The organism is Nonomuraea sp. NPDC004702, assembly GCF_053601695.1.
In genome coordinates this window covers 372,146-393,176 of sequence record NZ_JBSGCE010000001.1, presented here as the reverse complement: position 1 = coordinate 393,176, position 21,031 = coordinate 372,146, and the positions used below count along the sequence as shown (strand labels likewise).

Below are 21,031 nucleotides of genomic sequence, written 5' to 3'. Positions count from 1 at the left end.
TTTCCGTATGTGCAAGATTTCGCAACCGCGTGGGACCGCTGGATACGGCCTACCCCGGCAGTAACGATCCTTGCACGTAAATACTGGACAGCAGCGGATAGACCTCCCGAGTGTGTTCCCGGGAGAGCCAACAAAGAGGAAAGTTGCCCCAATCGTCCGGCTTCATGCTTGTTCCGGGCTGGGGTTTGAAGGGGCTTCTTGGGGGTGAAGGACTGAGAGGTCCCTCCTAGCCCGTAGGGTGCAGAAACGTGAGAGCTATCCGCCGGTTTACCGTCCGCACCGTCCTGCCCACGGAGCTGGTCGCCCTGGGCGAGCTCGTGCACAATCTCCGCTGGTCCTGGCACCCGGAGACGCTCGACCTCTTCGCCGAGGTCGACGCGGCCCTGTGGGAACAGGTCGGGCACGATCCCGTGGCCCTGCTCGGCGCCGTCACACCGGCCCGGCTCAACGAGCTGGCCGCCGACCGCCGCTTCCTCCGCCGCCTGGCCGACGCAGCTGACGACCTGCGCGAATACATGACATCGCCGCGCTGGTACCAGACGCTGCCCGACGTCGCACGCGCCATCGCCTACTTCTCCCCCGAGTACGGCATCGCCGCCGCGATGCCCCAGTACTCAGGCGGTCTCGGCATCCTCGCCGGCGACCACCTCAAGGCGGCCAGCGACCTGGGCGTGCCGATCCTCGCGGTCGGCCTGCTCTATCGCCACGGCTACTTCACCCAGTCCCTGTCGCCGGAGGGCTGGCAGCTTGAGCACTATCCGGCGCTCGACGCCGGCGGGCTGCCGCTGACCCTGCTGAAGGACGGCGACGAACCCGTCAAGATCCGTCTCGGCCTGCCCGAGGGCCGCGTCCTGCACGCCCAGGTCTGGGTGGCGCAGGTGGGCCGGGTGCCGCTGCTGCTGCTCGACTCCGACGTGGCCGACAACGACACCGCCGCCCGCGACGTCACCGACCGCCTCTACGGCGGCGGCACCGACCACCGGCTCATGCAGGAGCTGCTGCTGGGCGTGGGCGGCGTACGCGCCATCAGGGCCTACTGCCGCATCACCGGCCACGCCGAGCCCGAGGTCTTCCACACCAACGAGGGCCACGCCGGCTTCCTCGGCCTGGAGCGCATCCGCGAGCTGACCGAGTCGCGCCTGTCGTTCGACGAGGCCCTGGAGGCCGTCCGCGCCGGCACGGTGTTCACCACGCACACGCCGGTGCCCGCCGGCATCGACCGTTTCCCCTGCGACCTGATCGAACGCCACTTCGGCGGCGACTCCGCCTGGCCGACCGTGCCCGTCGAGCGCATACTGGCCCTGGGCGCCGAGGCCGAGCCCGGCCGCTTCAACATGGCCGTCATGGGCATGCGCCTGGCCCAGCGCGTCAACGGCGTCTCCGAGCTGCACGGCGCGGTCAGCCGGGAGATGTTCAAGGATTTGTGGCCCGGCTTCGACCTCGACGAGGTGCCGATCGGCTCGATCACCAACGGCGTGCACGCGCCCACGTGGGTCGGGCGCGAGTTCATGGAGCTGGCGGGCCGCGAGCTGCCCTCGCTGATCGAGCGAGCCCGCGGCTGGGAGGGCATCCAGAAGATCTCCGACCGGGAGATCTGGGAGATCCGCGGCAAGCTGCGCAGGCGGCTGGTCGAGGGCGCGCGCGAGCGGCTGCGCAGGTCGTGGCGCGAGCGCGGCGCCTCGGTGGCCGAGCTGGGCTGGATCGACGAGGCGCTCGACCCCGACGTGCTGACGATCGGCTTCGCCCGGCGGGTGCCGTCGTACAAGCGGCTCACGCTCATGCTGCGCGATCCCAGGAGGCTGGCCCGGCTGCTGCTCGACCCGGACAAGCCGGTGCAGATCGTGATCGCCGGCAAGGCGCATCCGGCCGACGAGGGCGGCAAGAAGCTGATCCAGCAGATCGTCAAGTTCGCCGACCAGCACAACGTGCGCCATCGCATCGTCTTCCTGCCCGACTACGACATGACGCTCGGCCAGCTCATGGTCCAGGGCTGCGACGTGTGGCTGAACAACCCGCTGCGGCCGCTGGAGGCGTCCGGCACCTCGGGCATGAAGTCGGCGCTGAACGGCGGGCTCAACCTGTCGATCCGCGACGGCTGGTGGGACGAGTGGTACGACGGCACCAACGGCTGGGCCATCCCCACCGCCGACGGCGTCAGCGACCCCGACCGGCGCGACGAGCTGGAGGCCGGCGCCCTGTACGACCTGATCGAGCACGAGGTGTCCGACCGCTTCTACGACCGGCCGTTCGACGAGCTGCCGCGCAGGTGGATGGAGATGGTCAAGCACACCCTGGCCTCGCTCGGGCCCAAGGTGCTGGCCGGACGCATGCTGCGCGACTACGTCGTCGACCTCTACACCCCGGCCGCCAAGTCGGCCCGCGCGCTGTCGGCCGACAACTACGCCGCGGCCAGGGCGTTCGCGGCCTGGCGGGTGCGCGTCACGCGGGCCTGGCCGGGCGTGCGGGTCGAGCACGTCGAGGCGTCCGGCGTGGGCGACGCCCCGGAGGTGGGCGCCTCGGTCGAGCTGCGGGCCACGATCGCGCTCGGCGACCTGGAGCCGGGGGACGTGCTGGTCGAGGCCGCGTACGGCAAGGTCGGGCCGCACGACGAGCTGGTCCGGCCCCGGTACGCGCGGCTGGCCCTGGAGTCGCTGGAGGACGACGGCCACGCCCACTTCACGGGCCGGGTGCCGCTCGACCGTACGGGGGCCTTCGGATACACCGTCCGGGTCGTCCCGCATCACCCGTTCGCTGCCACTCCGGCGGAACTGGGGCTGATCGCCGTCCCGGAGGAGCCGGTGGGAATGACGAACGGTACCTTGCGCTGATATATCCGGACGAGGTCGGCCCGGTGGTCGGGCGGTGCATAATCAGGACCGTGGACGACAGCGGGAACGGCCTGCGGGCTGACAATCTGGTGGCCACGGTCCGCGGTGTCCTGCCGTCCCTGACGCCTGCCGCGCAGACCGTCGCCCGGCTCATCCTGGAGGATCCGGCGACGGTCGCGCGCAGCACCATCACGGAGCTGTCGGCCGCCTCCGGCACCAGCGAGGCCACCATCGTGCGCACCGCGCGGCTGCTCGGCTTCGCCGGATACCCCCAGCTCAGGCTGGCTCTGGCGGCGGCGGCCGCGCAGCCCGACCGGCTCGTGCCCGGCGACCTGGCGCCCGACGACCCGCTGTCGGAGGTCATCCAGAAGGTGGCCAGGGCCGAGTCGGAGGCCATCAACGACACCGTCGCCCAGCTCACGAGCGAGCGCCTGGGCCTGGTCGTCGACGCGATCGTGGGGGCCAGGCGCATCGACGCCTACGGCGTGGGCGCCTCGGGATTAGTCGCCGAGGACGTCGCCCAGAAGCTGCTGCGCATCGGCCTGTCCAGCCACGCCTTCCAGGACGCCCACCTGGCCCTGACCAGCGCCGTCCTGCTGAAGGCGGGCGACGTGGCGATCGGCATCAGCACCTCGGGGGAGACCCCCGACGTGATCGAGCCGCTGCGCCGGGCGGGCGAGGCGGGGGCCACCACGGTGGCCGTCACCAACAACCCGCGCTCGACGATCGCGGAGCTGGCCGAGCACGTGCTGATCTCGGCCGGGCGCGAGACGGAGTTCCGCCCCGGCGCCCTGGCCAGCAGGATCAGCCAGCTCCTCGTCGTCGACTGCGTGTTCGTCGGCGTCGCCCAGCGCACGTTCGACTCCTCTCAGGAGGCGCTCGCGAGCACCAGGCGCGCCGTCAAGGAGTTCACCCGGAGAACGACACCTGCACGTCGTCAGCCTTGACGTACATCACGCGGTGCCCGAACTGGATCTCCAGGTACTTCGTCTTGCCCTTGACCACCGTGTGGTCGGCCAGGTCGAACGTGACCGCCCGGTAGTACTCGGTGGCGGCCGGCCCGGCCAGCGTGTACTTCTCGCCCGCCGAGAACGTGTACTGCAGCGGCGTCACCGCCTGGTACGGAATGCCGGCCGGGTACGCCTCCTGCTCCGGGTAGGCCCGCCCGAACACCGGCACGGTCGCCCTGCCCGGCTTCGGCGTGACGACGAGCCCCATCGACGGGATCGCGGTCGGGGCGCTCGCCGGGTTGTGGAACCACGCCTTCTGGCCGAGGTACCAGATCGCCGTCCAGTCGCCCTGGCGGTCGGCGACGGCGAAGCGCTGGCCGGTGCTGGCCCTGGCGCTGTGGTCGTACACGCTGTAGAGCGAGCCGCCGGTCGGGTGCTTGCCGATGTCCTTGATCAGCGGGGCGTCGTCGCGCGGCTCGGTGCGCAGCCACACGGTGCCGGCGCTGAGCGGCGGGCAGGCCGCCTCGGGGTTCTTGCGGTCGCAGCCGTAGAAGTAGGGCTTGTTGGTGGCGAAGTCCGGCTTGATCATGACCGAGCCGGCCTGCGGCCCGCCGAACTGGTGCAGCGGCGCGCCCATGAGCTGGAAGTAGTGCGCCCAGTCCCAGAACGGCCCCGGGTCCTCGTGCATGCCGCGGACCGTGCTCGGGATCGTGCCGGGGACGTTGTCGTGGCCCAGGATGTGGGCGCGGTCGAGCGGCACGCCGTGCTTGAGCGCCAGGTAGCGGACGAGCCGGGCCGACGAGCGGTACATCGCCTCGGTGTACCAGGTGCTGCCCTCGGCCAGGAAGCCTTCGTGCTCGATGCCGATGGACTTGGCGTTGATGTACCAGTTGCCGGCCTGCCAGCCGACGTCCTTGGTCTTGATGTGCTGGGCGATGTGCCCGTCACTGGAACGGACCGAGTAGTGCCAGCTCGCGCCGTAGTTCGGGTCCTGGTTGAGCTTGATCGACGGGAGGAAGTAGCCCTCCATGTCGTGGATGATGATGTAGTCGACCTTCTGGCTGACCGGCCGGTTGGCCAGGTCGTAGTGGCCGTAGTCGTCCGGCGGGAGCTCCTGGTAGGCCGAGGGGATCCACTCGCAGGAGATCGAGGCCGGGCACTCGACGCCGTCGCGCCGCGCGGGCCGCAGGCCGAGCTTCTCCAGCCACTTCTCGATCTTCTCCAGGTCCGGGACCTTGGGCAGGGTGACCTTCTGCCCGTCGTCCGTGGTGCGCTCGGCGCCCTCCTGGATGGTGGCGTAGACCTCGTCGGCGAAGAACTTGGCCGCGTCGGCCTCGTCGGCGCCGGAGTACTTGGCGACGGCTCCGTACCATTCGCCGGGGTTGGCGCTCAGGGGCGCGCCGAGGCTCTTCTGGTAGTCGGCCAGCAGCGCCGCGCCGCCGCGGATGTTGGCCGCGTCGTCGGTGCGCAGCCGCTCGTGGCTCTCGCCGGTGAGCTGCGCGGCGCGTTCCATCGTGCGCAGCGAGGCGGGGATCTCCGCCGGGGCGGGCGTCGCCGTGGGCGCGAGCGGCCTGCTCTCGTCGCCGCGGGCGTCCTCCTCGCCCTCTCCGTGGTGGTTCGAGCCGGTGTACGCGGCCGCGTCGGTCAGGTGCATCGGGCCGAACCCGGCGTCGCTCGACGGCTGGCCCGCGTGGGCGTCCCAGCGCGACTCCAGGTACGAGACGCCGAGCAGCACGCTCTGGGGGACCTTGAACTCGTCGGCCGCCGCGGCGAACGCCTGCTGCCGGTCGGCGGGCTCTTCGGCGTTGGCCGAGGGCACGTGGGTTAAGGGCAACAAGGCGACGACGGCGATCGCCAGCGCTCTGCGCATGAACCGCTCCTTGACTGGGGGGCGTGGTGCGCGTTCAGCGTCTCAACATTTTCCTTCTCTGGCGAGAACTTTGCGAAGATATTTTTCATCCCTTAACGGGCCGCCGGACCGGCTCCGGCGGCCCGTTCCCGAGGACTAGCAGGTGACGGGCTGGGTAGGCGGGCCTCGGAGGAGAGGGGGAGTTGTCATGCCTCGACCCGGAAGTCACTCCTACGACAACGAGCGCCGCCGGCTGCGCAAGCAACTGGACCGGCAGGGGATGAGCGAGCAGGAGCTCAAGAAGCGCGTGGCCAGGAAACTCCAGTCGGACCCGGACAAGAGCCCGCGCAAGGTGGGCGGCGACCGCGCCGAAGGACCCAAGTCCGAACGGCCCCGCCGGGGGGAGCGCTGAGGCCCTGATGATCGGCATCATCGACCGCGTCGGCGTCCAGGACCTGCTCGCCACGCGCGACGCCCAGCTCGCCGAGGTGCTGCCCGAGCGCGAGTACGCCTGGGCGCACCTGCCCGGCGCCGCGCACCTGCCGCTCGGCTCGCTCGACCGGCTGGCCGACGACCTGCTGGACCGGTCGCGTCCGGTCGTCGTCTACTGCCACGACTGGCTCTGCGACCTGAGCCCGCGCGCCGCCCACCGGCTGGCCCGGCTGGGCTTCGCCGACGTGCACGACTACGGCCTGGGCAAGATGGACTGGTTGTCGGCCGACCTGCCGTACGAGGGGGAGGCCGTCCTGGTGGGCTCCGGCGCCCGGCGCGACCCGGTCACGGCCGACCTGGAGGACCCGCTGGAGGAGCTCAGCGAGCGCATCGTCGCCGATCCGGCCGGCCTCGCGGTCGTGGTGGACCGGGACGAGGTGGTGCAGGGCGTCATCGGGTCGCGCGAGCTCAAGGGCGCCGACCTGACCGGCACCGCCGAGGCCGCGATGAACACCGGCGTCACCACCGTACGGCCCAGCGAGCAGCTCGACGCCCTGGCCACCCGCATGGAGGGCGCGAACGTCGACCATGTCGTCGTCACCCGTGCCGACGGCACCCTGGTCGGCCTCTACGGGCTCGGCGACCTGCGCGAACCCGGCTGGGAATCCGATCTCGGATAGCGGACGGGATTTGGAGCGGTCACCCGGCGTCTGCTAGCGTCAACAGCATGTCAGTGATCAGCCGATTTTGGCGCTATGTGGCGGCTCCGGGTGGAGCCGAAGGTCACATGCGCTGACTTACTGATCACCCGGAGCCCAAAGGCAGAGACGTCCCGTCTCTGCCTTTCGTCGTTCAGGCGGACGGCTCCGGGGGCCACGGATCTGGGCCGTACCGCCTTCGAACTTCCATCGAAAGCGGAGGACCAGCCCATGACCACGACCAGCGACCTGCGCATCACCTCGTTCGAACCCCTGCCCACGCCCCGCGAGCTCATCGGTGAACAGCCGCTCGGCCCGGAGCGCGAGGCGCTGGTGGCGGCGAGCAGGAACGCCGTGCGCGACGTGCTCGCCGGCGACGACGACCGCCTGCTGCTCATCGTCGGCCCGTGCTCGGTGCACGACCCGGAGGCCGCGCTCGACTACGCCCGCCGCCTGGCCGCCGCCACCCGCGACCTCGGCGACGCCCTGTGCGTGGTCATGCGGGTGTACTTCGAGAAGCCGCGTACCACCATCGGCTGGAAGGGCCTGATCAACGACCCGGACATCGACGGCGGCCACGACGTCCAGCGCGGGCTGCGCCTGGCCAGGACGGTGCTGCTCGACGTGCTCGACACCGGGCTGCCGGTGGGCTGCGAGTTCCTTGAGCCCACCAGCCCGCAGTACATCGCCGACGCCGTCACCTGGGGCGCGATCGGCGCGCGCACGCCCGAGAGCCAGGTGCACCGCCAGCTCACCTCCGGCCTGTCCATGCCGGTCGGCTTCAAGAACGCCACCGACGGCGACGTGCAGGTGGCCATCGACGGCGTGAAGGCCGCCGCGCACCCGCAGGTGTTCTTCGGCATCGACGACGAGGGCCGGGCCGCGGTCGTCTCGACCACCGGCAACCCCGACTGCCACGTCATCCTGCGCGGCGGGCGCACGGGCCCCAACTACGACCCCCAGTCCATCGGCGACGCGCTCGCGCTGCTGGCCAAGGCCGGGCTGCCGGAGCGGCTGATCATCGACGCCAGCCACGGCAACAGCGGCAAGGACCACGTACGGCAGGCGGCCGTGGTGCGCGAGGTGGCCGGCCGCCTGGCGGCGGGGGAGAAGGGCATCGCGGGGCTGATGGTGGAGAGCTTCCTGGTGCCGGGACGGCAGGAGCCCGGCCCGGCCGAGGGCCTGACGTACGGGCAGAGCATCACCGACGCCTGCGTGGGCTGGGAGGAGACCGAGCGCCTGCTGGCCGAGCTGGCCGACGCCGTGCGCGCCGGCCGCGCCGCCGGCTGACGGCCTCCCGGCGGCCCCGAGGTGACGGGCGGGCCGCCGGAGGCCCGGCAGGGCCGGTCAGGTCCGGCGGTCCAGCCGGAACGTCGGATGCCCCGGCGTGCCCGGCTGGGCGTCCAGCGACTTGTCGTCGAGGATGGGCGCGGCGTCCTCGGCCACGAAGACGCGCACGTCACCCTGCTCGATGACCTGGTCCCCGGCGTACGGCGTGCTCGCCAGCGACACCTCCAAGGCGCCCGCCTCGTCCGGCTTGGCGGCGATCCGCAGGCCGGCGTGCGCGGGCACGTCCTCGCCGACCATCAGGTCACGGATCGCGACCACGGCGTTGTCAGTCAGAGTCAGCACGATGCGCTCCTTCTCGCTGGAGACCCCCCGCCTCCCCCGCGACCAGGGCGGCAAACGCGCCGGGCCGGGATGAGCGCCCGCCATGGGGGTAGCGGAGCGTCATGGCTGACAAGGACGCCGACAAGGACGCCGACAAGGACAAGGGCGTGCTGGACGCCCTGCTCGAACAGTGCGGCCAGACGTTCGCCGCGGAGGCGGGCATCCGGCTCGCCGACCGGCCGCGGCCGCTGTACCAGCTCCTCGTGCTGGCCACGCTGCTCAGCGCGCGCATCTCGTCCGGGGTGGCGGTGGCGGCGGCGCGCGAGCTGTTCGCCGCCGGGTACCGCACGCCGCGGGACATGGCGCGGGCGAGCTGGCAGGACCGCGTGGACGCCCTCGGCCGCGGCCACTACCGGCGTTACGACGAACGCACCTCGACCATGCTCGGCAGGGGCGCCGAGCTGCTGCTCGACCGCTGGAAGGGCGACCTGCGCAGGTTGCGCGACGAGGCCGGGGGCGACCCCGGGCGCATCGGCGAGCTGTTGCGGGAGTTCCCCGGCATCGGCCCGACCGGCGCCGACATCTTCCTGCGCGAGGTCCAGGGCGTGTGGCCGCAGGTCGCGCCGCACCTGGACGGCCGGGTCCTGGACGGCGCGGCCCGGCTCGGCCTGCCCCGCCAGGAACGCGGCCTGGCCCGCCTGGCCGGCTCCGGCGACGAGCTGGCCCGCCTGTCGGCGGCGCTGGTCCGCGTGTCGACCAGCAAGAAGGCCGCCGACGAGGTGAGGTCGGCCGCAGCGGGGTGAGGGGGGACGCTCTGTTAGGTTCGGCTCATGGGTGAGTTTGTGAGCGTCGAGGTGGCCGACCAGATCGCCACGATCCGTCTTGACCGTCCGAAGATGAACGCGATCGACGTTCAGACGCAGCGGGAGCTCGTCGAGGCGGCGCTTCAGGTCGATGCCGACGACCAGGTGCAGGCGGCGATCCTCTACGGCGGCGAGCGGGTCTTCGCCGCCGGCGTGGACGTCAAGGAGATGGCCGACATGTCCTATGCCGACATGTCCGCCCACTCCCGCACGCTCCAGGCGTGCTTCACCACGGTGGCCCGCATCGGCAAGCCGGTCATCGCCGCCGTCACCGGCTACGCCCTGGGCGGCGGCTGCGAGCTGGCCCTGTGCGCCGACTTCCGGGTGGCCGGCGAGTCGGCCCGGCTCGGCCAGCCGGAGATCCTGCTCGGGCTCATTCCGGGCGCGGGCGGCACGCAGCGCCTGCCCCGGCTCGTCGGCCCGTCCCGCGCCAAGGATCTGATCTTCACCGGCCGGCACGTCCCCGCCGCCGAGGCCCTGGCCATCGGGCTGGTCGACCGGGTGGTGCCGGACGAGCAGGTCTACACGGCGGCCCTGGAGTGGGCGGCCACGTTCGTCGGCGGCCCGGCCGTGGCGCTGCGCGCCGCCAAGCAGGCCGTCGACCAGGGCGCCGAGGTCGACCTCGACTCCGGCCTGGAGATCGAGCGCCTGCACTTCTCCGGCCTGTTCGCCACCGACGACGCCAGGATCGGCATGCGGGCCTTCGCGGAGAAGGCCAAGGCCAAGTTCACCGGACGGTGACCGCCTGGCCGCCATACGAATGCGACCCTTTGGAGTAGGCCGTCCAAGGGGAAGCGGGTTTGCCAGTATGGTGGCGTTTCATGATGCGCGTCCCGGTCCCCGCCCGGCTGCGTAAAGCCGTGCGTTCGTGGTTCGACTCCCGTTACATCTCCGTCGCCGACCACCGGCAGGACATCCGGGACGCGCTCTGGGAGGTCCAGACCCTGCGCAGGGAGATGGCCACTTTGCAGGGCGAGGTCGAGCGGCTGCGGAACGCCCGCCCGCCGGCCGGGCCGGTGATCGACAAGGCCAGGGTCGACGACACGTACCGGCTGGCGCAGGAGACCGCGCAGGCCCTCGACGGCGTGCTCCAGAACGAGGTGCTCGTCTGGCAGGCCATCGACGACCTGCGGGCCCGCGTCCCCGAGGGGGGCCGGCCGTGCGCGTGATCTGGTCCGGCACCGAGCTGACCTTCCGTCTCGACCCCGAGGACGAGATCACCGGCAGGGCGGCCGACGACCATCCCGTCAAGCTGGCCACCAACTCCTGCTCGATCGGCGGCGTGCCCGCCGACGCCCACCCCGACCTGTTCGCCGTGGCCGCCTGGACGATCGTGGCGCCCTGGACCAGGCGGCGGATCACGTTCGACCGGGCCGTCTCCGCCGAGGTGGCCGCGGCCCTGCACGACGGGTGGGGCGTCGAGGCCGGGCCGGTCGGGGCCGAGCCGCGCCGGGCCGGGGACCGGCTCGCCCTCTCCTACAGCGGCGGCGCGGACTCCGTGGCCGCGGCGGCCATCCATCCGTCGGCGCCGTTCGTGCACTTCCGGCGGGTGCCGCATCCGCGGGTGCCCAACCGGTGGCCGCACTACCGCTCCGACGTGCTGGCCAAGCTGGCCGAGCGGACCGGCCGCGAGCTCACCACCGTCACCTCCGACCTGGAGTTCACCCTCGCCGAGCCGCGTCCGGGCTATCCGGAGCACCACGCCGTCGCGGTGGGGGCGCTCCTGCTGGCCGACCGGATGAACCTCGGTGGCCTGGGCTTCGGCTATGAACTCGGTTCACGCTGGCTCGGCGGTGACCGTTACTTGTTGCGGTTCACGCCTGACAACCCCATGTGGGCGCCGCACGGCGCGTGGGGCCGGTTGTTCGCCGCCGCAGGCGTGCACATCGTGCTCCCGGTCGGCGGGGTGAGTGAGGCCGTCACCATGCGGCTGGCCCTGAACTCCGAGCTCAAGGACCAGGTGCGCTGGTGCCTGCGCGGCACCGACGGCCCCTGCCGGACCTGCGGCAAGTGCCTGTACAAGGAGCTCATCCAGGCCGCCGTCGAGCGCCGTCCCCTGGACACGCCCCTCACCGCCGACCGTCCCGTGGCCCGCAAGTGGCTGCGGCCGCCCCCCTTCGGGGGCCAGGAGATGATCGAGTACGGCCTCGCCCGGATCCCTGGCGTCGAACGGTCCCTGTTCGCCAAGGCCCTCGACCACTTCGAGGCCACCGAGGAGTCCACGAGCTGGCTCGACCACTGCTACCCGCCGGCGATCGAGGAGATCCCCGAGCCGTGGCGGGCGGAGGCGGCCGCCTTCCTGACCTCCCAGGTCGGCCTCATGACCGAGGCCGAGGTACGGCGGGTGGAGACGTGGGGCGTGTGACCGTCCGCGGGACGGATCCGGCGAAGTGCGAGGAGTTGACTGCGTGAAGGTTTACCTGTCGGTGGACATGGAGGGCGTGACGGGGCTGACCGACCCCGAGGAGATGCACGCCGGCAAACGCGGCTACGACCGCGGCTGCGAGCTGATGACCGCCGACGCCAACGCCGCCGTCGAGGGCGCGTTCGCCGCGGGGGCCGGCTCGGTGCTGGTGAACGACGCCCACGGGTCCACCAAGAACCTGCGGATCGACCTCCTGGACCCGCGGGCGACCCTGATCCGGGGGCCGGGCAAGGCCCAGCGCATGGCCCAGGGGCTCGACGGCACGTTCCAGGCCGCGTGCTTCGTGGGCTACCACGCCAGGGCCGGCGTCCAGCACGGCGTGCTCAACCACACGTGGATGGGCAAGGAGATCCAGAACGTCTATCTCAACGGCGAGCTGTGCGGCGAGACCCGGCTGGTCGCGGCGTGCGCGGGCTTCCACGGCGTGCCGGTCGTGCTGGTGACCGGGGACGAGGCCGTCGGCGAGGAGGCGCGCGAGCTGCTCGGCGACGTCGAGACGGTCGCGGTGAAGAAGGGCATCGACAAGTTCTCGGCCGAGTTGCTGCCGCCGAGCGTCGCCCAGGCGAAGATCCGTGAGGCCGCCGCTCGCGCGCTGTCCCGGTTGAGCGACTTCACGCCTTATCGGGTGGAGGCGCCGTACACGCTGGGGGTGGAGTGGAACTCGACCGCCATCGCGGCGGCGGTGGCGCTGGTGCCCGGCGTGAAGACGGCCGGCTCGCGGCACACCGAGTTCACCACCGACGACTTCCGCCAGATCATGGCGCTGCTCGGGATCTTCGCCACCATCGGCGGCCAGGTGGCCTGCGGCAGCGGACCGTACGGCTGAGATGTCGGTAACTGCTGACTCAGGGAGCGGGTGACGGTGGAAGGCGCGGCGCTGACCCGGCGGGGGCTGCTCGTCGGGATCGGAGCGGTGGGTGGCGCGGGCGCCATGTACGCCGCCATGGGCGCGCTCGGGCTCGCCCCCTCGGAGCAGGACAAGGAGTTCGCCGCGCCGCGCCCCGGCGACTTCTCCCTGCGCGGCAAGGGCGCGGCCAAGGTGGTGATCCTCGGCGCGGGCGTGGCGGGGCTGACCGCCGCGTACGAGCTGGGCAAGGCCGGCTACGACTGCACCCTGCTCGAAGCCAGGGGCAGGGCCGGCGGCCGGAACCTGACGCTGCGCGGCGGCGACCGCCTGACCGAGCTGAACGGCCCGGCCCAGGACGTCAAGCTGGGCGAGGGCGTCTACTTCAACGCCGGGCCCGGCCGCATCGCCCCCTGGATGGTCACCCTCGACTACTGCAGGGAGCTGGGCGTCCCGATCGAGACGTTCGTCAACAACAACGCCTCGGCGTACGTCCACACCAACGGTAAGACCGTGCGGGCCCGCACCGCCCGAGCCGACATGTACGGATATGTCGCGGAATTGCTGGCCAAGGCCACAAATATCGGCGCGCTCGACAAGGCGATCACCGCCGACGACCGGCAGCGCCTGCTGGAGTTCCTCCGCCGGTTCGGCGACCTGGGCCCCAAGCTCGACTACGAGGGCTCACCCCGGCGCGGCTTCACCAAGTACCCGGCGCTCGACGGCGGCACCCCCGTCCCGCCCCCCGGCACCCTCCACGACGTGCTGGCCGCCGCCACCGGCCGCGCCATCACCAACGACTTCGGCTACGACATGGCCACCCCCATGTTCCAGCCGGTCGGCGGCATGGACGCGATCGTCACCAAGCTGACCGAGGCCGTAGGGGCCGACCGGATCAGGACCGGCGCCAAGGTCACCAGGATCACGACCCTGGACGACGGCGTCGAGGTGACGTACGACGGCGGCAGCGTCAAGGCCGACTACTGCATCGCCACCCTCCCCCCGCACCTCCTCGCCAAGATCCCGCACAACCTCGGAGCGCAGGTCACCAGCGCCCTGGCCACCCCCATCCCGGTCTCCGCCGGCAAGATCGGCCTGGAGTACGGCAGGCGCTGGTGGGAGCTGGAGGACCGCATCTACGGCGGCGTCACCGAGACCGACCTGGACATCACCCACATCTGGTACCCCTCCCACGGCTACCACTCCGAACGCGGCCTGATCGTCGGCTACTACAACACCGAGCAGAACGCCGAGCTGTACGGCTCCCTCACCCCCGAGGACAGAAGGCGGAAGGCCCTCACCCAGGGCAGGAAGATCCACGGCGACAAGTACCGCCAGAACCTGCTGTCCAGCGTCTCGATCGCCTGGCACCGCCAGGAGCACATCCAGGGAGGCTGGATGTACTGGCCGTCCTTTGATTCGTCCTTCACTCTTCTGCAACGCCCCGCCGGAAGGGTCTACTTCGCGGGTGACTGGCTCACCCACTTGATCGCCTGGCAGGCAGGCGCCATGGAGTCGGCCCGCAGCGCCGTCACCCTGCTGCACCGGCGGGTGCTGCAGTCCACGTGACGTCGCACGCCACTTCCTCGACCGGCATAGGGTCGGTCAAGGAAGAGCGATCGAGGAGACGAGGATGACGTTGCACTGGGTGCCCGCGACCGGCCGCGCCGACCTGCTGGCCGATCCGGTGGCGTTCGCCGTGCCGGGCGTCGAGGGCGCCGAGGTGACGGAGATCGACCCCGACCTGGCCGACACGGCCGCGTTCTGCGAGCGCTACGGCGTACGGCTCGACGAGTCGGCCAACTGCGTGGTCGTGGCCGCCAGGCGCGGCGGCGAGACGCGTTACGCCGCCTGCATGGTGCTCGCGACGATGCGCGTCGACGTCAACGGCGTGGTGCGCAGACATCTCGACGCCCGCAAGGCGAGCTTCGCGCCGATGGCCGACGCGGTCGAGCTGACCGGCATGGAGTACGGCGGCATCACCCCGCTCGGGCTGCCCGGCGACTGGCCCGTCCTGGTCGACGTGCACGTCGCCGAACATCCCAGAGTGGTGATCGGCAGCGGCCTGCGCAGGTCGAAGCTCGCCGTGCCGGGCGCCGCGCTGGCCGGGCTGAAGGGCGCCGAGGTCCTGTCCCTGACGACCTGAAGGCCCCGAAGCCGAACTGAAGCCAATTCGAGACCGTTGGATGGGAAACCGATGAGGCTGTATCGGACGTTGTACGAGTGGGAATGTGGCCTCATGGTTCATCTCGTGGGCGGGGATTAAGCCGGTATGGTGCTTCATGCCATGAACGATGACCGACTAGGCCCTTACCGGCTGCTCAGGCGGCTCGGTGAAGGCGGGATGGGCGTTGTCCACCTCGCTGTCGACCCCCAGGGGCGACAGGTGGCGGTCAAGGTCCTGCGCGGAGAGGTCGCCGGTGACGAGGTCGCCAGGCGACGGCTTTCGCGTGAGGTCGAGACCATGCGCCGGGTCCGCAGCAAATTCATCGCAGAAGTGGTCGATGCGGACGTAACCGGTCATCGTCCCTACATCGTCACGCGTTACGTGCCCGGCCGTCCTCTCGACGAGATCGTCAAGGACGACGGGCCGCTCGACCTGCCCGCGCTGGTCCGGCTCGCCCACGGGGTGGCCTCCGCGCTGGCCGTCGTCCACTCCGTCGGCGTGATCCACCGCGACCTCAAGCCGGGCAACGTGCTGATCCTCGACGGCGAGCCCGTCCTGATCGACTTCGGCATCGCCCAGGCGGTCGACGCGACCAGGCTGACCCAGACCGGCATGTTCATCGGCACCCCCGGCTACCTCGCGCCCGAGATCATCGAGGGCCAGGAGGCCGGCCCCGAGGTCGACATCCACGCCTGGGCGGGCACGCTGCTCTACGCCGCCACCGGCCAGCCGCCCTTCGGCAAGGGCACGCTGGAGATGATCTTCTACAACATCACCGCCGGCAAGGCCGACATCAGCGGCGTGCCGGCCGAGCTGCAGCCGCTGCTCAAGGCGGGCTTCCAGCGCAACCCGGCCAAGCGGCCCAAGGCCGCCGACCTGGCCGAGCAGACGGCCCGGATGTTGCCGAGGCCGCCGCGCGGCGTGCCCGACGAGATCTCCACCGTCCCCCGGCCCGACGCGCCCGACGACTACCCGACCAGGCGGCCGCCGTTCGTGGGGGAGAAGCCGTCCTACGACGTCTCCACGCCGCCGATGACGCCGCGCCGGCTGATCGACGGCCAGGAGCAGCCGGTCGCGCCGCCCGCCGACCCGCACTTCGTCTCGCTGCTGCCCAACCAGGCGGCCGGGCTGCCCAGCCAGGCGGCTCCGCTGCCCGGCGCCGGGCTGCCTGGCTCCGTGCTGCCCGGCGCCGTGCTGCCCGAACAGGGCGCGGCGCCGGCGGACCAGGGCGCGGGCGACCCGTGGCCGACCCGCCGGGTCTCGCCGGAGGAGCTGCGCCAGATCCAGCGCGAGGCCGGGCCCAGCCAGCCCTGGCCGCAGCAGCAGCCCCCGCTCCACCCCCAGCCGCAGTCACAGCCCCAGCCGCTGCCCCAGTCGCAGTCGCTGCCGCAGGTCAACCCGCACGAGGCCGACGTGCCCACCCGGCGCGTGCGCCCGGACTCGGCCGAGTTCGGCCGGCTCAGCTCCGGCCCCCAGCCGGTCGACCACGGCCGGCTCGGGTCCGGCGCGCAGCCGGTGGACCACGGCCGGTTCAACTCCGGCCAGGAAGCGGCCAACTACGGCCCGGTGCCCGTGCAGCCGCCGCCCTACATCCCGGCGCAGCCGCAGTACCCGCCGCAGGAGCCGCAGGCCGCTCGCGAGCCGTACCACCAGGGCGGGCGTCCGGCGCAGCCGCTGCAGCGCTCGAAGGCGTACGGGGTGGCGAGCGCCATGCTGCTCATCCTCATGATCGTGGCGGCGGTGACGGCCCCCGTCCTGGTGGCGGTGGTGGCGATCCCGATCGCCGTGCTGCTGCGCGCCGCCGACCTCGCCCAGCCGGCGCTCAGCGGGCGCAGGCCCGCCGGGTCCGCCGCCCTCGACGTGCTCAGGGTCTTCGCCCATCCGCAGGCGCTGGCCAAGTCCGTGGGCATCACGGTCGCGCTCGTCCTGTACGCCCTGATCCTCGGCCTGCCGGTGACGCTGCTGCTCAGCGTGGTGGTCAAGATGAACTCGGCCAACGCCCTCGCATGGGGGGCCGCGGTCGCGCTCTGGACCCTCTGCGCGGGGCCGGGCGTCGAGGGCCCGGGGCGGCAGATGCGCAGAACGCTCTCATCGCTCGTACCCTCTAGGACAGCGGCCATGGCGATGGCGGGAGTCCTGGCGGCGGGCGCCGCGCTCTCGCTGATCCTCGCCTACGGCACGTTCGGGGACACGCCAAGGGGGAGTGTATGGAGTCCACTGGACGTCACACCCGTGACAGAGCAACTCAGCAGCCTGAAGGGCGGCGGCTGAGCCGAGGAAGGTGGCGATGAGCATCCAAGCGCCGGAACGCCTCGGCCCCTACCGCATCGTCAGGAAGATCGGCGAGGGCGGCATGGGGGTCGTCCACCTGGGTCTCGACGGTGAGGGCCGCGAGGTCGCCATCAAGGTGCTCCACCCGCACGTGGCCGCCGACCTCAAGGCCCGCGACCGGCTCACCCGCGAGGTCGAGACCATGCGCCGGGTGCGCAGCCCGTACGTCGCCGAGGTCATCGACGCCGAGCTGGTGGGGGGCCAGCCCTACGTCGTGACCCGCTTCGCCCCGGGGCGCACGCTGGAGGAGACCGTGCTGACCGAGGGCGCCCTGGAGGCGCGGCAGGTCATCAGGCTGGCCCAGGGGCTGTGCCAGGCGCTGGTCGCCATCCACGCGGCCGACGTGATCCACCGCGACTTCAAGCCGTCCAACGTCATGCTGGTCGACGGCGAGCCGCTGGTCATCGACTTCGGCATCGCCCACCTGGTGAACGCGACCCGGCTGACCCAGACCGGCATGTTCGTCGGCACGCCCGGCTACCTGGCGCCCGAGATCATCCGCGACTCCGACATCACCCAGGCGGCCGACGTGCACGCGCTGGCCTCGACGGTGTTCTTCGCCGCCACGGGCGCGCCGCCGTTCGGCACCGGGACGTTCGAGGCCGTCTGCTTCAACATCATGGAGGGGCGGGCCCAGCTCGACCGGGCGCCCGCGTGGCTGCGCGGCTGGTTGTCGCGCGCGCTGCGGGTCGATCCCGCCGCCCGGCCAGGCGCGCAGGAGCTGCTGCGGATGGCCAGGGAGCTCGACCCGTCGGTGACGACGTTCAACGAGATCGAGGGCCCGACCGGCACCAAGCGCATCGGCAGCGGCACGCGCGCCATGGACACGTTCTCCGACCTGCTGCCGCCGGTCGACTACCGCAAGCCCGCGCCCCCGCCCCCGCCCCCGCCGCCGCCCGCGCGCCGGGAGGAGCGGCCGCCGCCCTACGTGCCCGCGCCGACCTCGGCGCGCCCGGTGCCGCGCACCGACCAGCGGGTGGCCGGCTACCCGGCGCCGCCGCCGCAACCACGCCCCTACACGCCGCCGCCCCAGCCGCGCGGCCACGTGCCGCCGGCGGAGCGGAAGAGGTACCTGTTCGGCGCCCAGGTGACCGGGTTGCTGCTGCTGGTCACGCTGGTGGCGCTGACCGTCATGATGCCCGTCGTCATGGGGGCGGTGGCCGTCGCGCTCGCGGTGGTGCTACGCGTGGGCGAATACCTCTTCGGCGACATGGTCAAGCGGCGCCAGATCCGCGGCAGCAGCTCGGCCGACCCACTGCTCGCGCTGGTCGGCACGCCGTGGGCGCTGGTCAAGGCCGCCCTGGTGACGCTGGTGCACGTGCCGCTCGCGCTGCTGTTCGGCGCGTGCGTGTGGGGGGCGCTCCACTGGGCCGGCGGCATGGGCACCAACCAGGCCGCCGCCTTCGCGGCCGGCGCGTTCGCCGGGGGCCTGTTCGTACTGCCGGGCGGCGGCGCGCCGCGCAAGGCCGTGACCCGGACGCTCACCGGCGTGCTGCGCAGCCCCGGAGCCGCGCTCGTCGCGGTCGTCGCGGTGGGCACGGCGGCGCTGTTCGCGGCGATGTTCGCGCTCGGCCAGGACCCGGTCTGGACGCCCTGGCGGGCCCCGCAGAGCGTGATCGACGACCTGGCGAGCGACGCCAGGCAGAGCACCATCGGGCTGATCACCGGCCTGATCGAAAGTCTGCTCGACGGGCTGGGGTTGGGCTTCCTGACTCCGTGGTCGTGAGTGTCCCCCTCGGCCCGGCGGGGGAGAGATGAGGTATGAGCGAGCGCCTCGGCCCTTATGAGCTTCTCTCCAGGCTCGGCGCGGGCGGCTTCGGCGAGGTCCATCTGGCGCTCGACGTCCAGGGGCGCACGGTCGCGGTCAAGGTGCTGCATCCGCACGTCGCGGCCGACGCCCTCGCGCTCGGCAGGCTCGACCGCGAGGTGGAGACGATGCGCCGGGTCGGCGGGCCGCACGTCGCCGAGGTGCTCGACGCCTCGCTGGAGGGCCCCAGACCCTACCTGGTGACCCGTTACGTCCAGGGCCGCCCGCTCAGCGCCGTGCCGGTGCCCGTCGCCGAGCTGGGCCCCCTGGCCTCGGGGCTGGCCGACGCGCTGCTGGCCATGCACGAGTCCGGGGTGGTCCACCGCGACCTGAAGCCGGCCAACGTGATGATGAGCGAGGACGGCCCGGTCGTCATCGACTTCGGCATCGCCAGCGCGCTCGACTCGTTGTCGGTCACCGCGTCGGGCGCCGTGGTCGGCACGCCCGGCTACCTGGCGCCGGAGATCCTCGAAGGCGGCAGCGCGGGCGTCGAGGCCGACGTGTTCTCCTTCGGCGCGACGCTCGCCTACGCCGCGACCGGGCGGCAGCCGTACGGGCAGGGGCCGGCCTCGGCGGTGGCCTACCGGGTCGTGCACCACCCGCCCGACCTGGAGGGCGTGCCTGACTGGCTGGCGCCGCTGTTACGCGAGTGCCTGTCCACCGACCCCGCCGCCCGGCCCACGGCCGCGCAGATCTGCGCCCGGCTGGGCGTCGCCCCCGTCCCGCACGTACGGCAGACCGGCCCCCGTCCCTCGGCCCCGGTGGCCCGTCCCCGGCCGGCCGACGACATGAGCACGAGAGAGTGGCGGCCGGGCGACGGCCGTCGCAGGCCGGTCGAGGAGTCCAGGGCGCGGCACCGGGAGAAGGTGCGCAGGCGGTGGCTGATCGGCTCGGGCCTGTTCGTGTCGCTGCTGGCGGCGGCTGCCCGCGAGCCGCTGCCCGAGGTGGCGCTGTTCCTGCTGGCCGCCTACGTGCTGGCGGTGGTGAGCGACGCGGGGGTGGCGCTGCTCTCGCGCGGGCCGTACCGGCGCGGCCGGATGGTGGCCGACCTGGTGAGCGTGGCGGGGGCGGTGGGGCTGTGCTTCGGGCTCGCCGCGGTGTTCAGCACGTTCACCCTGGCCCTGTTCGCGGGTACGGCCCTGGTGGTGGGCATCGTGTTCCTGTTGTCCGCCTGATTTCCCCTGGGGGGCGATCGGAACGTACCGAATAAAGTTCGGTATGGTGGGAAGGGTAGGGGCTTGACGCGGGAACCGCCGGTTTGCGCGTAAGCTACCCACGGGTAACATGACCGCGGGAGCCAGGGCACGACTCTGACCCACCCCGTGTCAGGAGCCCGTCGGGAACCTGGCAGTCTGGTCAGCATTGCATTCGGCGCCTATCGCAGCGACGCGGTGGGCGCACGCGAACACGGGAGGTCGGCCACCGGCCATGAACATCGTCGTCTGCGTGAAGCAGGTCCCCGATACGGCGACCGAGCGCAAGCTGCGGTCCGATGACAACACGCTCGATCGTGACGCCGTCGACGGCGTGGTCAACGAGCTTGACGAGTACGCGGTCGAGGAGGCGCTGAAGCTCAAGGAGGCGCATGGTGGCGAGGTCACCGTGCTCACCATGGGCCCGGGCAAGGCCACCGAGACCATCCGCAAGGCCCTGGCGATGGGCGCCGACAAGGCGGTCCACCTGAGCGACGACGCGCTGCACGGTTCCGACGCGCTGTCCACCTCGTACGCGATGGCCCAGGTGCTCAAGAAGATCGGGTTCGACCTGGTCGTCCTGGGCTCGGAGTCGACCGACGCCCGCACCGGCGTGCTGGCCGCGATGCTGGCCGAGCGCCTGGGCACGGCCCAGCTCACCCTGGCCAACAAGGTCGAGATCGAGGGCTCCTCGATCAGCGTCCAGCGCATCACCGACTACGGCTTCGACAAGGTCCAGGCCTCGCTGCCGGCCGTCGTGTCCGTGGTCGAGAAGATCAACGAGCCGCGTTACCCGTCCTTCAAGGGCATCATGGCGGCCAAGAAGAAGCCGGTCGAGACGCTGGCCATCGCCGACGCCGAGATCGACGCCGCCCAGGTGGGCCTGGGCGCGGCCTGGTCCGAGGTGGTCGACTTCGCCGCCGCGCCGCCGCGCGCCGCCGGCACGATCGTCAAGGACGAGGGCGACGGAGGCTCGAAGGCCGCCGACTTCCTCGCCTCCAAGAAGTTCATCTGAGAACGGGGGTTTTACTGA

The 21,031-nt window shown here is 71.9% G+C and carries 18 protein-coding genes; 16 read left to right on the top strand and 2 right to left on the bottom strand.

Going from position 1 to position 21,031, the window contains the following annotated elements:
* Positions 1-248 precede the first annotated feature (248 nt).
* Complete coding sequence (glgP, locus tag ACWEJ6_RS01895; RefSeq protein ID WP_452420588.1) at positions 249-2,828, top strand: alpha-glucan family phosphorylase; 2,580 nt, start codon at positions 249-251, stop codon at positions 2,826-2,828.
* Between the two features lie 50 nt (positions 2,829-2,878).
* Positions 2,879-3,775 carry a MurR/RpiR family transcriptional regulator gene (locus ACWEJ6_RS01890; RefSeq protein WP_364330608.1) on the top strand — a complete coding sequence of 299 codons (897 nt, stop codon included), beginning with the start codon at positions 2,879-2,881 and terminating at the stop codon, positions 3,773-3,775.
* On the opposite strand, the gene ACWEJ6_RS01885 is transcribed toward ACWEJ6_RS01890, so the two are convergent.
* Positions 3,738-5,648, bottom strand: coding sequence for an N-acetylmuramoyl-L-alanine amidase (locus ACWEJ6_RS01885; protein WP_452420586.1), 1,911 nt, complete (start codon positions 5,646-5,648; stop codon positions 3,738-3,740). The genes ACWEJ6_RS01890 and ACWEJ6_RS01885 overlap by 38 nt on opposite strands.
* 187 nt (positions 5,649-5,835) lie before the next feature.
* Here ACWEJ6_RS01885 and ACWEJ6_RS01880 point away from each other — a divergent pair, with 187 nt between their 5' ends.
* The 3 genes from ACWEJ6_RS01880 (at position 5,836) to ACWEJ6_RS01870 (ending at position 8,047) form a co-directional block, all read left to right on the top strand.
* Positions 5,836-6,039, top strand: a complete 204-nt coding sequence (locus tag ACWEJ6_RS01880; RefSeq protein WP_352322071.1) for a hypothetical protein — start codon at positions 5,836-5,838, stop codon at positions 6,037-6,039.
* A 7-nt stretch (positions 6,040-6,046) separates the two neighbouring features.
* Positions 6,047-6,739 (top strand): CBS domain-containing protein, encoded by a 693-nt coding sequence (locus tag ACWEJ6_RS01875; protein ID WP_387671127.1) that lies wholly within the window; start codon positions 6,047-6,049, stop codon positions 6,737-6,739.
* A 249-nt stretch (positions 6,740-6,988) separates the two neighbouring features.
* The gene (locus tag ACWEJ6_RS01870) at positions 6,989-8,047 is read left to right on the top strand and encodes a 3-deoxy-7-phosphoheptulonate synthase (RefSeq protein WP_387671125.1); all 1,059 of its coding nucleotides are present in this window, start codon (positions 6,989-6,991) and stop codon (positions 8,045-8,047) included.
* A 57-nt stretch (positions 8,048-8,104) separates the two neighbouring features.
* Here the strand turns inward: ACWEJ6_RS01870 and ACWEJ6_RS01865 are convergent, their stop codons facing one another.
* Entirely contained in the window at positions 8,105-8,389 is a 285-nt protein-coding gene (locus ACWEJ6_RS01865; protein WP_352328823.1) for a HesB/IscA family protein, read from the bottom strand.
* 101 nt (positions 8,390-8,490) lie between these two features.
* Here ACWEJ6_RS01865 and ACWEJ6_RS01860 point away from each other — a divergent pair, with 101 nt between their 5' ends.
* The 11 genes from ACWEJ6_RS01860 (at position 8,491) to ACWEJ6_RS01810 (ending at position 21,013) form a co-directional block, all read left to right on the top strand.
* Entirely contained in the window at positions 8,491-9,171 is a 681-nt protein-coding gene (locus ACWEJ6_RS01860) for an endonuclease (RefSeq protein WP_397164519.1), read from the top strand.
* 27 nt (positions 9,172-9,198) lie between these two features.
* Entirely contained in the window at positions 9,199-9,972 is a 774-nt protein-coding gene (locus ACWEJ6_RS01855; protein ID WP_452420582.1) for an enoyl-CoA hydratase/isomerase family protein, read from the top strand.
* Positions 9,973-10,052: 80 nt separating this feature from the next.
* Entirely contained in the window at positions 10,053-10,400 is a 348-nt protein-coding gene (locus ACWEJ6_RS01850; RefSeq protein ID WP_352352245.1) for a hypothetical protein, read from the top strand.
* The gene (locus ACWEJ6_RS01845) at positions 10,391-11,596 is read left to right on the top strand and encodes a DUF6395 domain-containing protein (protein ID WP_452420580.1); all 1,206 of its coding nucleotides are present in this window, start codon (positions 10,391-10,393) and stop codon (positions 11,594-11,596) included. Before ACWEJ6_RS01850 ends, ACWEJ6_RS01845 begins: the two co-directional genes overlap by 10 nt.
* A gap of 43 nt (positions 11,597-11,639) precedes the next feature.
* A complete protein-coding gene (locus tag ACWEJ6_RS01840) occupies positions 11,640-12,482 on the top strand; it encodes a M55 family metallopeptidase (RefSeq protein WP_358288724.1) in 843 nt (280 codons plus the stop codon).
* A gap of 30 nt (positions 12,483-12,512) precedes the next feature.
* Complete coding sequence (locus ACWEJ6_RS01835; RefSeq protein WP_452420578.1) at positions 12,513-14,069, top strand: flavin monoamine oxidase family protein; 1,557 nt, start codon at positions 12,513-12,515, stop codon at positions 14,067-14,069.
* Between the two features lie 64 nt (positions 14,070-14,133).
* Entirely contained in the window at positions 14,134-14,646 is a 513-nt protein-coding gene (locus tag ACWEJ6_RS01830; RefSeq protein WP_449919582.1) for a YbaK/EbsC family protein, read from the top strand.
* A gap of 126 nt (positions 14,647-14,772) precedes the next feature.
* Positions 14,773-16,938 (top strand): protein kinase domain-containing protein, encoded by a 2,166-nt coding sequence (locus ACWEJ6_RS01825; RefSeq protein WP_452420576.1) that lies wholly within the window; start codon positions 14,773-14,775, stop codon positions 16,936-16,938.
* A 16-nt stretch (positions 16,939-16,954) separates the two neighbouring features.
* Positions 16,955-18,724: a serine/threonine-protein kinase gene (locus ACWEJ6_RS01820; RefSeq protein ID WP_452420574.1), complete on the top strand. Its 1,770-nt coding sequence runs from the start codon at positions 16,955-16,957 to the stop codon at positions 18,722-18,724.
* A 35-nt stretch (positions 18,725-18,759) separates the two neighbouring features.
* Positions 18,760-19,980 carry a serine/threonine-protein kinase gene (locus ACWEJ6_RS01815; RefSeq protein WP_387671109.1) on the top strand — a complete coding sequence of 407 codons (1,221 nt, stop codon included), beginning with the start codon at positions 18,760-18,762 and terminating at the stop codon, positions 19,978-19,980.
* Between the two features lie 253 nt (positions 19,981-20,233).
* Positions 20,234-21,013 carry an electron transfer flavoprotein subunit beta/FixA family protein gene (locus ACWEJ6_RS01810; protein ID WP_352329623.1) on the top strand — a complete coding sequence of 260 codons (780 nt, stop codon included), beginning with the start codon at positions 20,234-20,236 and terminating at the stop codon, positions 21,011-21,013.
* Positions 21,014-21,031 lie beyond the last annotated feature (18 nt).